This window comes from Lujinxingia sediminis (assembly GCF_004005565.1).
GTDB classification, from domain to species: domain Bacteria; phylum Myxococcota_A; class Bradymonadia; order Bradymonadales; family Bradymonadaceae; genus Lujinxingia; species Lujinxingia sediminis.
In genome coordinates this window covers 1-15,109 of sequence record NZ_SADD01000021.1, presented here as the reverse complement: position 1 = coordinate 15,109, position 15,109 = coordinate 1, and the positions used below count along the sequence as shown (strand labels likewise).

The 15,109-nt window shown below is 64.6% G+C and carries 8 protein-coding genes; 6 read left to right on the top strand and 2 right to left on the bottom strand.

The window, feature by feature from the left end:
* Nucleotides 1-66: 66 nt before the first annotated feature.
* The gene (locus tag EA187_RS19725) at nucleotides 67-1,998 is read left to right on the top strand and encodes an MSCRAMM family protein (RefSeq protein ID WP_127781412.1); all 1,932 of its coding nucleotides are present in this window, start codon (nucleotides 67-69) and stop codon (nucleotides 1,996-1,998) included.
* Between the two features lie 200 nt (nucleotides 1,999-2,198).
* Here the strand turns inward: EA187_RS19725 and EA187_RS19720 are convergent, their stop codons facing one another.
* Nucleotides 2,199-2,720: a dihydrofolate reductase family protein gene (locus tag EA187_RS19720; RefSeq protein WP_164856428.1), complete on the bottom strand. Its 522-nt coding sequence runs from the start codon at nucleotides 2,718-2,720 to the stop codon at nucleotides 2,199-2,201.
* Between the two features lie 192 nt (nucleotides 2,721-2,912).
* On the opposite strand from EA187_RS19720, the gene EA187_RS19715 reads away from it, so the two are divergent.
* From EA187_RS19715 to EA187_RS19705, 3 genes are all read left to right on the top strand, one after another.
* Entirely contained in the window at nucleotides 2,913-5,456 is a 2,544-nt protein-coding gene (locus EA187_RS19715) for a fibrinogen-like YCDxxxxGGGW domain-containing protein (RefSeq protein WP_127781411.1), read from the top strand.
* Nucleotides 5,457-5,901: 445 nt separating this feature from the next.
* Nucleotides 5,902-7,173, top strand: coding sequence for an AAA family ATPase (locus EA187_RS19710; protein WP_115608183.1), 1,272 nt, complete (start codon nucleotides 5,902-5,904; stop codon nucleotides 7,171-7,173).
* 2 nt (nucleotides 7,174-7,175) lie between these two features.
* Nucleotides 7,176-7,859 (top strand): RloB family protein, encoded by a 684-nt coding sequence (locus EA187_RS19705; protein WP_115608181.1) that lies wholly within the window; start codon nucleotides 7,176-7,178, stop codon nucleotides 7,857-7,859.
* Nucleotides 7,860-8,097: 238 nt separating this feature from the next.
* Here EA187_RS19705 and EA187_RS19700 read toward each other — a convergent pair whose 3' ends face one another.
* Complete coding sequence (locus EA187_RS19700) at nucleotides 8,098-8,916, bottom strand: hypothetical protein (RefSeq protein ID WP_127781410.1); 819 nt, start codon at nucleotides 8,914-8,916, stop codon at nucleotides 8,098-8,100.
* 1,360 nt (nucleotides 8,917-10,276) lie between these two features.
* Here EA187_RS19700 and EA187_RS19695 point away from each other — a divergent pair.
* Entirely contained in the window at nucleotides 10,277-12,208 is a 1,932-nt protein-coding gene (locus EA187_RS19695; protein ID WP_127781409.1) for an MSCRAMM family protein, read from the top strand.
* Nucleotides 12,209-12,558: 350 nt separating this feature from the next.
* Nucleotides 12,559-15,012 (top strand): fibrinogen-like YCDxxxxGGGW domain-containing protein, encoded by a 2,454-nt coding sequence (locus EA187_RS19690; protein WP_127781408.1) that lies wholly within the window; start codon nucleotides 12,559-12,561, stop codon nucleotides 15,010-15,012.
* The last annotated feature ends 97 nt before the right edge of the window (nucleotides 15,013-15,109 follow it).

Here is a 15,109-nt window from a genome sequence, read left to right as displayed (position 1 = left end):
CTTTGCCGACGACATGCTCATGAGGAGCGGCCACCGTCGCGTCCCACATACTGGATGGAGAATGCGATGCTAAACCTTATCTCGAAGCGAATGAGTTTGATGATGCTGGTCGGTGCGCTGGCCTGCGGGCTGATGGCGTGTCCCAGCGAACAGGATGAGCACCCCAACACCGAGGTGCCCGATGCCGGTGAGCCCGACGCCGAGCTGGATGCTGACCCTGATCCCGACGTCGATCCCGACGGCGGTGAGCAGGTCGAGACCCGCGCGCTTCCCCTCTCTCTGAAGGTCCAGGATGAGGCGGGAATGCCAATCGCCGGCGCCAGCGTGATTTACCAGGGCCAGGCCCACCTCACCGACCTCGGCGGCCAGGTGCTCATTGAGCCGGCGGCCGGTGCAGAAACCATGATCGTGCAGATCGAGGCCGAAGGCTACGCCCCCTCCAGCGCGGAGCGACCGGTGGTCGAAGCGGCCGAGGGTCAGCAGATGAGCGCGCTGGTGCGTCTGCTGGCCCTGGGAGAGGCGCAGACCTTTGATGCCGAGGCCGACGCGCTGCTGGAGGTTCGAGGCGTCAAGATTCGCCTCCCGGCCAACGCCCTGGTCGACGGGGAGGGCAACCCCGTGGTGGGCCAGGCCGAGATGACCTTCGCCGGCATTGAGCCCTCCAGCGATGATCTCCGCTTTATGCCCGGACCGCTGATCGGGGTGCCCACCGAGGGCGATCCGGTGGATCTTTTGAGCGTCTATATGGCCGACATCACCTTCTGGCAGAATGGCGAGAAGCTGCAGCTGGCCGAGGGCATCGAGGCCGATCTGGAGTTTCCGATCTCGGAGGCTTTCTCCGGCTATGCGGCTGGCGACACGATCCCCTTCTGGAGCTTTGATCTGCAGCAGGCCCGCTGGGTCTACGAGAGCGAGTGCGAGGTTGTTGCCGGCGATGGCCTGGTAGCCTCCTGTCAGGCCGGGCACTTCAGCTGGTGGAACGTCGACAAGCCCCTGGGAACGCGCAACTGCGTGGAGGTCACCGTCATCGACTCCGAGTCTGGCGAGCCCATCCCCGGCGCGACCATTGAGGGCGAGGCCCAGAACTACCTGGGCCGCGTCGCTCCCTTTGGCGCCACCGACGCCCAGGGCAAGACCTGCGTGGACTTTATGCGGGAGGGAACGATCGAGCTCAGCGCGCTGCACTCCTACTACTACCAGGATGCCGACGGACCGCTGACGGTGGTCGGCAACGAGACGGCCGCCAGCTGCCAGTCGGAGGAGGGCGGAGAATGCCTCCAGGTGACGATCGAGATGAGCGATACGCGCAGCTGCCTGAGCGGGACGGTGGTCGATGAGAACGCGGCGCCGGTGGCCGGGGCTCCGGTCTACGGGCTCTATGAGATGATGAACGGCCCGGGCTCGGTGGTCGCTGAGTCGGGTGCCGACGGCAGCTACTGCCTGGAGATCCCGCCGGTGGACGAGGTGGAGCTGCTCTCGGTGCATGATGACGCGGTGGGCCAGGCGGTGGTGAGCCTGGACAGCGACGCCTTTGGCGAGGCGGCCTGCGGCTCCGATGGCTGCGAGGATGCTGGCGAGCTGGTGCTGGAGAGCGGACCGACGACGTGTGTGGAGGGCATCTCGAACTCCTACATGGTGGTGAACGATGAGTACATCGCAGTGCCGCGCCCCGGCCAGCCGGTGTACGTGTATCTCGGTGACGTCGATCGTAGCTGTGAGCCTGGCGAGGGCCCCGAAGATCGGGGGCAGATCCTGGCTGAGGGCATCACCGACGCCAACGGAGGCTTTGCGCTGGATCTGCCGCTGTTGACGGATGCGCAGGTGACCGTGCTCATCGGGGAATGCCACGAGGAGTGGGGCCCGGAGTGTCTGGCGTTTGGGTATGAAGCGTCGGGTTCCGTGCTCTTTGATCTGCAGGGCATCGAGGCCAGCGTGGCGGCAGGAGGCTGCCAGAACCTTGGTGAGTTCAACACGCCGCCGATGTGCTTCGAAGAGTAAGATCTGACGCGCGTCTGGCGCGGCCCGAAAGCGGGCGGCCTGGCGCCGTGGTGAGGTGAGGTGAGGTGTGGCGAAGAGGCGCCCCCCGAGTAAGGGGGGCGCCTTTCGCATATCATCTGCCTGGCGAGTAACACATTGCCCTGAGCAGCACGCAGTGCCCACGCCACCAAACCCCGGCGCCGGAGCGTGAGGCCCCCGGCTCAGACCCGGTAACGAATCTGCACCATCCCCGCGCCAATGGAGCGCGCCGACTCCAGGGTCAGCTTACGGCGACCTCCCTCCGAAAAGAGTCGAATCCCCTCACCGAGCACCACCGGCACCAGGGTCATCGTGATCTCATCGATGAGATCCGCCTCCAGCGCCGAGCGAAAGAGCGCCCCGCCATCGAGATAAACATCTCGCCCCCCGGCCACCTCGCGGGCCTCCTCAACCATCGCTTCGATCGTGCCATGCACTGCCCTCACCGAGGGCACCGGCGCATCCAACGCTCGCGACGTCGCCACCAGAATGGGCGAGTCGCCATAAGGCCACTCCCCTCCAAGCCTCTTCACAACCTCAAAGGTCCGTCGCCCCATCAGCATCGCGCCGATCTCTGCGAAAAAGGGCGTAAACGTGTCCTCCGCCTCCTCCTCACCATGATCGGGAAGCCAGTCCAGCGCGTCCTCGGGACCGGCGATCATACCGTCGAGCGAGGTCGCGAAAAATGCGCGTACGCGTGTCATCATCATCTCCTTTTTTCATGTCAGAAACCGACCCAACGTCCCCACCTATCTGGCCCCGACGTATTCCCCTGTCAATCGCCCCCCCCCTCGCGATGCCGCCTCATCATTTGACCCTCTCACCTCGTTTATGCGAAGAAACGTAACGCTCGAACATGACACACGCCAACGCCCCCCCTGCTCCAGAGGATTTTGATGATCTTGCGCCCCGCTCTCTCTACCCGCTCGCATTTCGCTGCCCTCCTCCTGGCCGTACTCGCCGCCCTGAGCGCCTGCGGCGACGCCGACACCACGCCCACCGAAACCCTCCGTGACGATGGCGCGGCCTGCGAGCTGGACGCCCAGTGCAGCAGCGACTTCTGCCACCCGGCAGAGGGCATCTGCGCCCGGCCCTCCTGCGGCGACGGCGTGGTCCACGATGGCGAGGCCTGCGACGACGGCAACACCATCGACGACGACGCCTGCACCAACGCCTGCGCTCTCCCCACCTGCGGCGACGGCGTGGTCCACGATGGCGAGGCCTGCGACGACGGCAACACCATCGACAACGACGCCTGCACCAACGCCTGCGCTCTCCCCACCTGCGGCGATGGCATCGTCCAGGCTGGAGAAGCCTGCGACGACGCCGGTGAATCCGAGACCTGCAACGACGACTGCACCGCCGCCACCTGCGGCGATGGCGTGGTCAACGCAAGCGCTGGAGAAGCCTGCGACGACGGCAACGCCATCGACACCGACGCCTGCACCAACGCCTGCGCCCTCCCCACCTGCGGCGACGGCATCGTGCAGCCCGGCGAAGCCTGCGACGACGGCAACACCATCGACGACGACGCCTGCACCAACGCCTGCGCCCTCCCCACCTGTGGCGACGGCATCGTGCAGCCCGGCGAAGCCTGCGACGACGGCAACGCCATCGACACCGACGCCTGCCTCTCCACCTGCGTGGCCGCCTCCTGCGGCGACGGCATCATTGAGGAGGGCGTCGAAGCCTGCGACGACGCCAACGCCATCAACGACGACGCCTGCACCAACGCCTGCCAGCTCGCCACCTGCGACGACGGCATCCTCAACCAGGACGAGAGCGACACCGACTGCGGCGGCACAACCTGTGAGAGCTGCAACGATGGCGCGAGCTGCACCACCCACAGCGACTGCGCCTCCGGCCACTGCGCCTACGCTCAGTTCTGCGCACCCAACCCCGTCAGCTGCCTCGATCTTTTGCTCGGCGGCACCACCACCAGCGGCGTCTACGGCATCGACCCCGACGAGGACGGCACCCTCGAAGACGTCTACTGCGACATGACCACCGACGGCGGCGGCTGGACGCTCGTCGCCTCCACCTTCCAGGAAACCCTCAACGATGAGGCATCCGCCTACTACGCCGACCTGAGCACCCTCGACCCGACCAGCGCCCAGACTGGCATCTGGAATGGCCTGCGCTCGGTGGTCGATATCACCGGCGATATGCGCTTTACCTGCAAAGTCGACGCCTCCGCCTCTCAGGGCGCGACCTTCGACGTCGACCTCTCCTTCTACGACGTCTCCTGGTACCAGACCATCACCACCGGCACCGACGCCGACTCCTGCTTCGAAGAGAATCAAGGTACAGGCTACACCGGCCCCTGGAATCGCCGAAACAACCTCACCGGCGAGTTCAAGCACGACACCGACGCCTACGAACGCGGCTATATGGAGGGGGAAGACCGCTGCGGAAGTGATGACGACTTCACCGTCGACTTCGATGACCGCGGCATGGACTCCGACCAGACCGACGGCACCGACTGGGGCAAAGATGATAGCGCGCCCAAATGCGGCTCCGTGCAGGACATGACCACCGGCGCCTGGCATATCTGGAGCCGGGAGACCACCTGCTTTGACGGCGTACAAAACGGCGACGAGGCCGGTATCGACTGCGGCGGCGCCTGCGGCCTCTGCCAGACCGGCGCCAGCTGCAACGTGAATGAAGACTGCGCCTCCGCGCTCTGCCAGAACAAGGTCTGCATCGCTCCGCACTGCGCCAACGACGTCCAGGACGGCGACGAGAGCGACACCGACTGCGGCGGCTCCTGCTCCCCCTGCTCCACTGGCGAGCAATGCGCAAGCGACGCCGACTGCGGCGGCTTCACCTGCTCTGCCGACTCCACCTGCGACATCCCCGCAAGCTGCCTTGACCTGCTCACCGACACCCCCGGCCTGCCCGATGGCGAATACCTGATCGACCGCGACGGCAACGGCCCGCTCAAAAACCTCCAGGTCTTCTGCGACATGACCAGCGACGGCGGCGGCTACACCTTCCTCAAGGTCGCCCCCGACACCAACGTCTACGCCCCCGAGGCCGAGGCCCTCTGCGCCCAGCACAACATGCAGCTGCACATCCCCCGCTCCCCGGCCCACCTCACCACCACCCTCACCCTGGCCCGCAATCCCGACGTCGGCCCCGATGCCAACATCCACTACGCCCGCATCTTCGGCATCTACCCCGACTTCGACGGTGCCACCTGCGTGAACACCCCCTTCAACTCCTCCAGCGCCGACTGCGACTGGAGCGCCAGCGACGACGGCCCCTTCTTTATCGGCCTTCGCAACAACATCCCCGAGCCCAACGGCGATAACACCACCGCTGGCTCCATGGGCTACTCCTGGTATTCGGATGACACCGTCGAAGGCTACAACGACCTCCCCGGCCAGGGCTTCACCTCCAGCCGCTTCATCTGCCAGGTGGGCGATAAGCTGCCCTGAGCGCCCGGGTTCGCGATGGGGGTCGATTCGTGTGGGGGGGGTTCACGCGAACTAAAAGATCCGAGTGCATCCAGGGCGGCGCTGGCAAGGAGCAAGGAGGAAGCTGTGGCAGCGCCACCGCGACGACGCAGCGACACAGCCAGCGTCGTCCTGGGGCGCTCGGCGGGCGCCCGGGTTCACATTGTCGGTCGATTCGTGTGGGGGGTGGGGGGTTCGCCTCTTCGTATATCCCCCAACCCGAGCGCATCCAGCGCCTTCGATAGCAAGGAGGCTGGGATGAAGCTGTAGCAACGCTACCGCGAATCCCAGACGACGCAGCTAGCGGAGCGCTGGGGCGCTCGGCTTCCCTCCGGGATTCTTTTGAGCTATAGCCTCCGTTCTAAAAGAAGGGCATCTTGCGCAGTTTTCCCGCAAAAAAGCCCCCTTCTCTTAATCGGAGGTCCCCATGCTGATCGAATTCCGCGTCTCGAACTACCGCTCATTTCGCGACGAAAACGTCTTCTCCCTGGTCGCTGCCGGGCGAGACAAGACGCATCCCGAAAACACGATCGACGACGTCGCTCAAAAGGGATTCCAGCTCCTGCGCTCCGCCGTCATTTACGGGGCCAACGCCTCCGGAAAAACCAACCTCTTGCGCGCCCTCGACGTCGTGCGGACCGCCGTTATCAACTCGGCAAAATGGCAAAAGGGCGACCCCATCGAGGGCATCGCCCCTTTTCGCCTCGACGCTGAGCTTCAATCACAGCCCGGCCGATTCGAGATCGTCTTTGTCCAGGACGGCGTTCGCTTTGAGTACGGCTTCGTCATCGACCGCCAGCGCGTCCACGAAGAGTGGCTCTTCGCCTACCCCAAAAAGGTCGCCCAGACCTGGTTCCAACGCGATGCCTCGCTCGGAGACGAGGGCTGGACCTGGGGCGCAAACCTTAAAGGCCAGAAAAAACAGATCGCGGAGCTCACCCGTGACAACGCCCTCTTTTTATCGGTCGCTGCTCAACTAAATCACGAACAGCTCAGCCCCGTGTTTCAGTGGTTCCAGGACCACCTTCGTCCACTCTTCAACACAGACTTCCCTCTATCTCTAAACACCTATACCACCCAAATGGCTGCTCAGAGCGACGAGCATCGTGCCAAGATCGCCACATTTCTACGCGCCGCCGACTTCGGCATTGCCGACATCAAAATTTCCCGTCAGCGATTCGACGAAACTGAATATTTCAAATCCTTGCCTGAAGACCTTAAAGAAAGATTTCTGCAACTAAGCAAAGATACAGAACACCTGGACGTTCAAACCCTTCATCGCACCACCGAAGGCCAGACTGTTCATTTCTCACTTGATGATGAGTCGCATGGCACTCGAAGTTTCTACGCCCTCACCGGCCGCCTCCTCGATGTCCTCGAAAACGGACGCATCCTCGTCGTCGATGAACTCGATACCAGCCTTCACCCCCTGCTTGTGCGCAAAATCGTAGAACTTTTTCATAGCCCCGAATTCAACAAAAAAAACGCTCAGCTCATCTTCAACACCCACGACACCTCGCTCCTCGACCCCAATCTCTTTCGGCGAGATCAAATCTGGTTCACCGAAAAGGACCGCGACGGCGCCTCGCACCTCTACCCCCTCAGCGATTTCAAACCCCGTAAGGACGAAGCGCTTGAGCGGGGCTACCTGGCCGGACGCTACCGCGCGCTCCCCTTCATCGGTCGCCTCGAGTTTTAATCATGGGAAAACAAAAACCCCGTGGCTCCTCCACCACTCGCCGACGCTCCGCGCGTCGCCAGAGCCTGGAACGCCTCCTCATCTTATGTGAAGGCGACAAAACCGAGCCCGATTATTTCGAACGCCTACGCCGGGAGTACCGCCTTCCCTCGGCAGACATTAAAATCATCCCCGACGCCGGTGGCGGAGCCGCAAAATCAATCGTCAAAGAGGCTCGCCGACTTCAGAAGAACAACCAGAAAGAACACAGAAAAACTGGCGAACCTCTCTACGATGAGATCTGGTGCATCTTTGACTCCGAAGACCCTCATCATAATCCGGGTATCTACGACGCGATAAAGCAAGCCAACACACATGGCTTTCACATCGGCCTCTCCGTCCCCTGTTTCGAATATTGGATTCTTCTTCACTACACCTCCGATCAACGCCCCTACCGTAATTGCACCCAGGTGCTTAACCGCCTTCAGGCGGTGGCTCCGGCCTACGGCAAAGCCAACATCGACTTCGACGCGCTCAAACCCTCCCTCCGTGACGCCATTCAGCGCGCCCGAACGGGTTTGAAGTCTCTCGATATCGACGAAACGAGCCCCTGTTGCGCTGCCGACCTTCAGGCCAACCCCTCCACCCGGGCGCATCTCCTCACCGAAAAGCTCATCAAGCTCGGCGAGGATTTTACTCCCTATTAGACGATTCATGTTGAGTGGCGTCGTCGCCAGGAATTCCGTGCCCCCCAACCCGAGCGCATCCAGGGCGATATTGGCAAGGAGGCTGGGATGAAGCTGTAGCAACGCCACCGCGAATCCCAGACGACGCAGTCAGCGTCGTCCTGGGGCGCTCGGCAAAGGGGCGCTCGGCACCGAGCGCATCCAGGGCGACGTCTGACAAGGAGGCTGAGATGAAGCTGTAGCAACGCTACTGCGAATCTCAGACGACGATGTCAGCGTCGTCCTGGGGCTCTCGGCTCTCCACATCAAACTCCGCCTCCCCCTCCAGCTCCCCAAGGTCGGCCTCCTCCACCAACCCCGCTCGCCGCCTGGCCGTCGGGCGCACGCGCTCGGCGAGCTCGGGCATCTCGGCCAGCCTGAACAGCCCCTCGATGATCGAGGCGACGGGGCTGTAGTGGGTGCTCCACTGCGCCTCGGCCTTGTCGCGGGCGTTGAGCGCGGCCTGGGTCTCGCGCTCCTCCACGCCGTAGGCGTTCACCGCCTGCTCCAGCGCCGTGGCCCGCGCCTCGATCGCCGTGGCCAGGTTAGCCGGGTCCGGCCGGCCCAGGTCCAGATCGGAGGGCATGTCGACCTCGTAGCCATCAAAGCCCTGACCGAGCTTTTCCCGAATATTGCGCGCGTAGCTCAGGAGCTGCTCCGCCGTCTCCGGCGTCGTCCCCACGAAACCCACATCCTGCGCCGCAAACTCGCCCCAGAAGTTCACGATGGCGCCGCGGGCTTTGATGAGCACCAGACGCAGATCCGCCAGCGCATCATCCCGCATCACGCGCCGGCGGCGGTCCTCGCTACGCTCGGTCGCCAGAAAACGCTCCGCGGCTTCAAACGTCTCCGCGTTCTTCTCGGCGACCTTCGCCACGCCAACGAGCACCTGCCCCATGGTCAGGTTCGCCGGAACCCCGTCCGGAAAAAGCAGCCGGTCGAGCACCTCCCCGGCCTTCTGCTGATTGACCTCGGTCGAACTCCCCATCGTACGGCTGATCGCGCTCTTATACGCACTGGTACGAGACATCTTAGCCATCGCTAACCTCTCTTAAGGCACACGTCGTGCCCGAAGGTCCCCCGGTGTGGGGCTCCGACCGATTCGAAGCCTCCCCCCGACGTCGAGGACTCGTGTTGTGGAATGACCCCACGCTAAACCCATCGCTTTGGGTGCGCAATACGTGAACGCGCCGCGCGGAAGCCCCCGACACGCCTTCCCACCACCCAACACCACATGACGACGCGCTCGACACGCCTTCCCACCACCCAACACCACATGACGAAGCGCTCGACACGCCTTCCCCCCACCCAACACCACATGACGAAGCGCTCGACACACCTTCCCCCCACCCAACACCACATGACGAAGCGCTCGACACACCTTCCCCCCACCCAACACCACATGACGAAGCGCTCGACACGCCTTCCCCCCACCCAACACCCTACGACGAAGCGCTCGACGCACCGGCTTCAATCGCCACAAGCCTCGCCGAGCGCTTCGCCAGAGGTGTTTTAACCGCCGCAAGGCACGGCGACCGCTTCGTCGCGTCTGCTTGAACCGTCGCACGCCCCGTCGACCGCTTCGTCGCATCTGCTTGAACCACCGCACGCCACGGCGAGCCGGTCAGCGCGTGGGTTCAACGCAAACGACCACCGTCGAAGCGAACGACGCACCGGTTTTAAAATGAAAGTGTGGCGTCGAAGCGCATGAGGGCTGGGGGATCGGGAGATCGGGGGTTCGCGATGGCGGTCAATTCGTGTGGGCGGTGGGGGGGTTCACGCGAACCCAAAGATCCGAGCGAATCCAGGGCGGCGCTGACAAGGAGCCAGGAGGAGCGAGTAGCTTTAGCTACGGCGACGACGCAGCGACACAGTCAGCGTCGTCCTGGGGCGCTCGGCGGGCGCTCGGGTTTGCGATGGCGGTCAATTCGTGTGGGCGGTGGGGGGGGCGCCTTTTCATATGCCCCCCAACCCGAGCGCATCCAGGGCGGCGCTGGCAAGGAGCAAGGAGGAAGCTGTGGCAGCGCCACCGCGACGACGCAGCGACACAGCCAGCGTCGTCCTGGGGCGCTCGGCGGGCGCTCGGCGGGCGCTCGGCATGTGGAGTGCTAACCTACCGGTCAGGGTACAACGTTTTCCCAACGTGGGCGTTATGGCGTGTCGTTCAAACTCGGAACACGAACCGAACCAAAATCAAGTCTCTCAACAATCAACAACCATCACGCCGGCGTAGCGCCTCCGGCCCACAAAAAGAGCATCCCCATCACGGGGCTGGCACTGAGGATGCAATGAGCTCGGGTCCCGGATGCGGGAGACACCTGATCTGGGACGCATCCCTGACGGTAACGTGCTCATGAGGAGCCAGCACCGTGCGTCCCACACGCTGGATGGAGAATGGAATGATGAGCCCTCTTTCGAAACGTTTAAGCCTGATGATGCTGGTCGGTGCGCTGGCCGGTGGACCGGTGGCCTGCTCGGACACCACCGATGAACACCCCAACACCGAGGTTCCCGATGCCGGTGAGCCCGACGCCGAGCTGGATGCTGACCCTGATCCCGACGTCGATCCCGACGGCGGTGAGCAGGTCGAGACCCGCGCGCTTCCCCTCTCTCTGAAGGTCCAGGATGAGGTGGGCATGCCGATCGCCGGCGCCAGCGTGATCTACCAGGGCCAGGCCCACCTCACCGACCTCGGCGGCCAGGTGCTCATCGAGCCGGCGGCCGGCGCCGAAACCATGATCGTGCAGATCGAGGCCGAAGGCTACGCCCCCTCCAGCGCCGAGCGCCCTGTGGTGGAAGCGGCCGAGGGTCAGCAGATGAGCGCGCTGGTGCGTCTGCTGGCCCTGGGAGAGGCGCTGAGCTTTGATGCCGAAGCTCCCGCCACCCTGGAGGTCCGCGGCGTCCGCATCAACCTTCCTGCCAACGCCCTGGTCGACGGGGAGGGCAACCCCGTGGTGGGCCAGGCCGAGATGACCTTCGCCGGCATCGAGCCCTCCAGCGATGACCTGCGCTTTATGCCCGGACCGCTCATCGGGGTGCCCACCGAGGGCGATCCGGTGGATCTTTTGAGCGTCTATATGGCCGACATCACCTTCTGGCAGAATGGCGAGAAGCTGCAGCTGGCCGAGGGCATCGAGGCCGATCTGGAGTTTCCGATCTCGGAGGCTTTCTCGGGCTATGCGGCCGGCGACACGATCCCCTTCTGGAGCTTTGATCTGGAGCAGGCCCGCTGGATCTACGAGAGCGAGTGCGAGGTTGTTGCCGGCGATCGCCTGGTAGCCTCCTGTCAGGCCGGGCACTTCAGCTGGTGGAACGTCGACAAGCCTCTGGAGACGCGTAACTGCGTGGAGGTCACCGTCATCGACTCCGAGTCTGGCGAGCCCATCCCCGGCGCGACCATTGAGGGCGAGGCCCAGAACTACCTGGGCCGCGTCGCTCCCTTTGGCGCCACCGACGCCCAGGGCAAGACCTGCGTGGACTTTATGCGGGCGGGAACGATCGAGCTCAGCGCGCTGCACTCCTACTACTACCAGGATGCCGACGGCCCGCTGACGGTGGTCGGCAACACGACGGCCGCCAACTGCCAGTCGGAGGAGGGCGGGGAATGCCACCAGATCACCATCGAGATGAGCAACGCCCGCAGCTGCCTGAGCGGGACGGTGGTCGATGAGAACGCGGCGCCGGTGGCCGGGGCTCCGGTCTACGGGCTCTATGAGATGACGACCGGCCCGGGCTCGGTGATCGCTGAGTCGGGTGCCGACGGCACCTACTGCCTGGACCTCCCGCCGGTGGACGAGGTGGAGCTGCTCTCGGTGCATGAAGGCACCGCGGCTCAGGCCATCATCAGCCTGGACCCCGACGCCTTTACCGAGGCTGTCTGCGGCTCCGAGGGCTGCGAGGATGCCGGCGAGCTGGTGCTGGAGAGCGGAGCGACGACGTGTGTGGAGGGGAGCCTTAACTCCTACACGACGCAAGACAATGAGTATGTCGGCGTGCCCCGAGCCGACCAGCCCGTTTACATCTACCTCGGTGAGGTCCATCGTACCTGCGGCCCGGGTATAAACCCCGAAGATCGCGGCCAAATCCTGGCCCAGGGCATCACCGACGCCGATGGTGGCTTCGCGCTCGACCTGCCCCTGATGACCGACGTGCAGGTGACCGTGGTCATCGGTGAGTGCCACGAGCAGTTCGGCGCGGAATGCCTGGCGTTTGGCAATCAAGGCTCGGGCTCGGTGATCTTTGAGCTGCAGGGCATTGAGACCAGCGTCGAAGACGGGGGCTGCCAGGCGCTCGGCGAGTTCAGCACGCCGCCGATGTGCTACCAGGACTAAGCGATGACACCACCAGCCTGGTCTTTTGTAGCGATCAGGCTGGCCAACATCACATCACGTTCCCACAACGAGGCGCTCCCACACACGGGGGCGCCTCTTTTTATAGAATCCCCGCCTCAAATCTCACCGACTCCACACTCGCCGACGCCTGCCTCGGCAGACGTCAGGTGCCCCGCCCCATCGTCCCGACACGTGGTTTAAACACATGGCTCCGCCCCCTCGTCACGCGCCCCCCCCCCCCTCGCTGGCGACGCCCTATCGTTTCTTGACCTCGTTTCCGTCTCCATGCGAAGAAACGTAACGCTCGCACACCACGTACGCCAACGCCCCCCCTGCTCCAGAGGATTTTGATGGTCTTGCGCCCCGCTCTCTCTGCCCGCTCGCGTTTCGCTACCCTCCTCCTGGCCGTACTCGCCGCCTTGAGCGCCTGCGGCGACGCCGACACCACGCCCACCGAGACCCTTCGCGACGATGGCGCGGCCTGCGAGCGCGACGCCCAGTGCAACAGCGACTTCTGCCACCCGGCAGAGGGCATCTGCGCCCTTCCCTCCTGCGGCGATGGCGTGGTCCACGATGGCGAGGCCTGCGACGACGGCAACACCATCGACGACGACGCCTGCACCAACGCCTGTGAGTTGGCCACCTGCGGCGACGGCGTCGTCCAGCCCGGCGAAGCCTGCGACGACGCCGGTGAATCCGAGACCTGCAACGACGACTGCACCGCCGCCCAATGTGGCGATGGCGAGGTCAACGCAAGCGCTGGCGAAGCCTGCGACGACGGCAACACCATCGACGACGACGCCTGCACCAACGCCTGCGCTCTCCCCACCTGCGGCGATGGCATCGTCCAGGCTGGCGAGGCCTGCGACGACGGCAACACCATCGACGATGACGCCTGCACCAACGCCTGCGCCCTCCCCACCTGCGGCGACGGCATCGTGCAGGATGGCGAAGCCTGCGACGACGGCAACGCCATCGACACCGACGCCTGCCTCTCCACCTGCGTGGCCGCCTCCTGCGGCGACGGCATCATTGAGGAGGGCGTCGAAGCCTGCGACGACGCCAACGCCATCGACACCGACGCCTGCACCAACTCCTGCCAGCTCACCACCTGCGACGACGGCATCCTCAACCAGGACGAGAGCGACGTGGACTGCGGCGGCCCCAACTGCACAGCCTGCGAAGACGGCGCGACCTGCACCTCCCACAGCGACTGCGTCTCCGGCCACTGTGCCTACGGTTTGAGCTGCGCCCCCAACCCCGTCAGCTGCCTCGATCTCCTGCTCGGTGGCACCACCACCAGCGGCGTCTACAGCCTCGACCCCAACGAAGACGGCACCCTCGAAGACGTCTACTGCGACATGGACACCGACGGCGGCGGCTGGACGCTCGTCGCCTCCACCTTCCAGACCCTACTCCGAGATGAGGCGTCCGAGCACTACGCCGACCTGAGCACCCTCGACCCGGCCAGCGCCCAGACCGGCATCTGGAATGGCCTGCGCGCGGTGGTCGATACCACCGGCGATATGCGCTTTACCTGCAAAGTCGACGCGGCCGTCTCTCAGGGCGCGACCTTCGACGTCGACCTCTCCTTCTACGACGTCTCCTGGTACCAGATTTTCACCACCGGCACCGACGCCGACTCCTGCTTCGAAGAGAATCAGGGTGCGGGCTACACCGGCCCCTGGAATCGCCGTAACAACCTCACTGGCGAGTTCAAGTCCAACCTCGACGAGTACGAATCAGGTTTTATGGAGGGAGAAGACCGCTGTGACGCTGACACAGACTTCACCGTCGACTTTAACGATCGCGGCATGGACTCCATCCAGACCGACGGCACCGACTGGGGCAGCGACGACAGACGCGCCAAATGCGGCTCCGTGCAGGACATGACCACCGGCGCCTGGCATATCTGGAGCCGGGAGACCACCTGCTTCGACGGCCGGCAAAGCGGCGATGAGAGCGACACCGACTGCGGCGGCTCCTGCGCGACCTCCTGCCAGAGCGGGGCGAGCTGCCGCGTGGATGACGACTGCGCCTCCTCCGACTGCTATCTCGGCGTCTGCCGGCCTGACCACTGCAGCAACGGGGTCCAGGACAGCGATGAGAGCGACCTCGACTGCGGCGGCTCCTGCGCTCCCTGCTCCACTGGCGAGCAATGCGCAAGCGACGCCGACTGCGGCGGCTTCACCTGCGACGCCGACAACACCTGCGACATCCCCACAAGCTGCCTCGACGCCCTCATCGACACCCCCGGCCTGCCCGATGGCACCTACCTCATCGACCCCGATGGCGAGGGCCCGCTCAAAAACCTTGAGGTCTACTGCGACATGACCAGCGATGGAGGCGCCTACACCTTCCTCAAAATCAAGACCGACGCCAACGTCTACGCCTCCGAGGCCGAGGCCCTCTGCGCCGAGCACGGCCTGCAGCTACACATCCCGCGCTCCCCGGCTCATCTGGCCACCACCCTCACCCTGGCCCGCAATCCCGACGTCGGCCCCGATGCCAGCATCCACTACGCCCGCATCTTCGGCATCTACCCCAACTTCGACGGCGCCACCTGCATGAACACCCCCTTCTACTCCTCCAGCCCCGGCTGCGACTGGAACGCCAGCGACGACGGCCCCTTCTTTATCAGCCTTCGCACCAACATCCCCGAGCCCAACGGCGACAACACCACCGCAGGCTCTATGACCTACTCCTGGTTCCCCGACGGCACGGTCCAGGGCTACAACGACCTCCCCGGCCCGGGTGCCTCCTCCGACCGCTTCATCTGCCAGGTGGGGGATAAGCAGCCCTGAGCGCCGGGGTTCGCGATGGGGGTCGATTCGTGTGGGGGGTGGGGGGTTCACGCGAACCCAAAGATCCGAGCGCATCCAGGGCGGGGCTGGCAAGGAG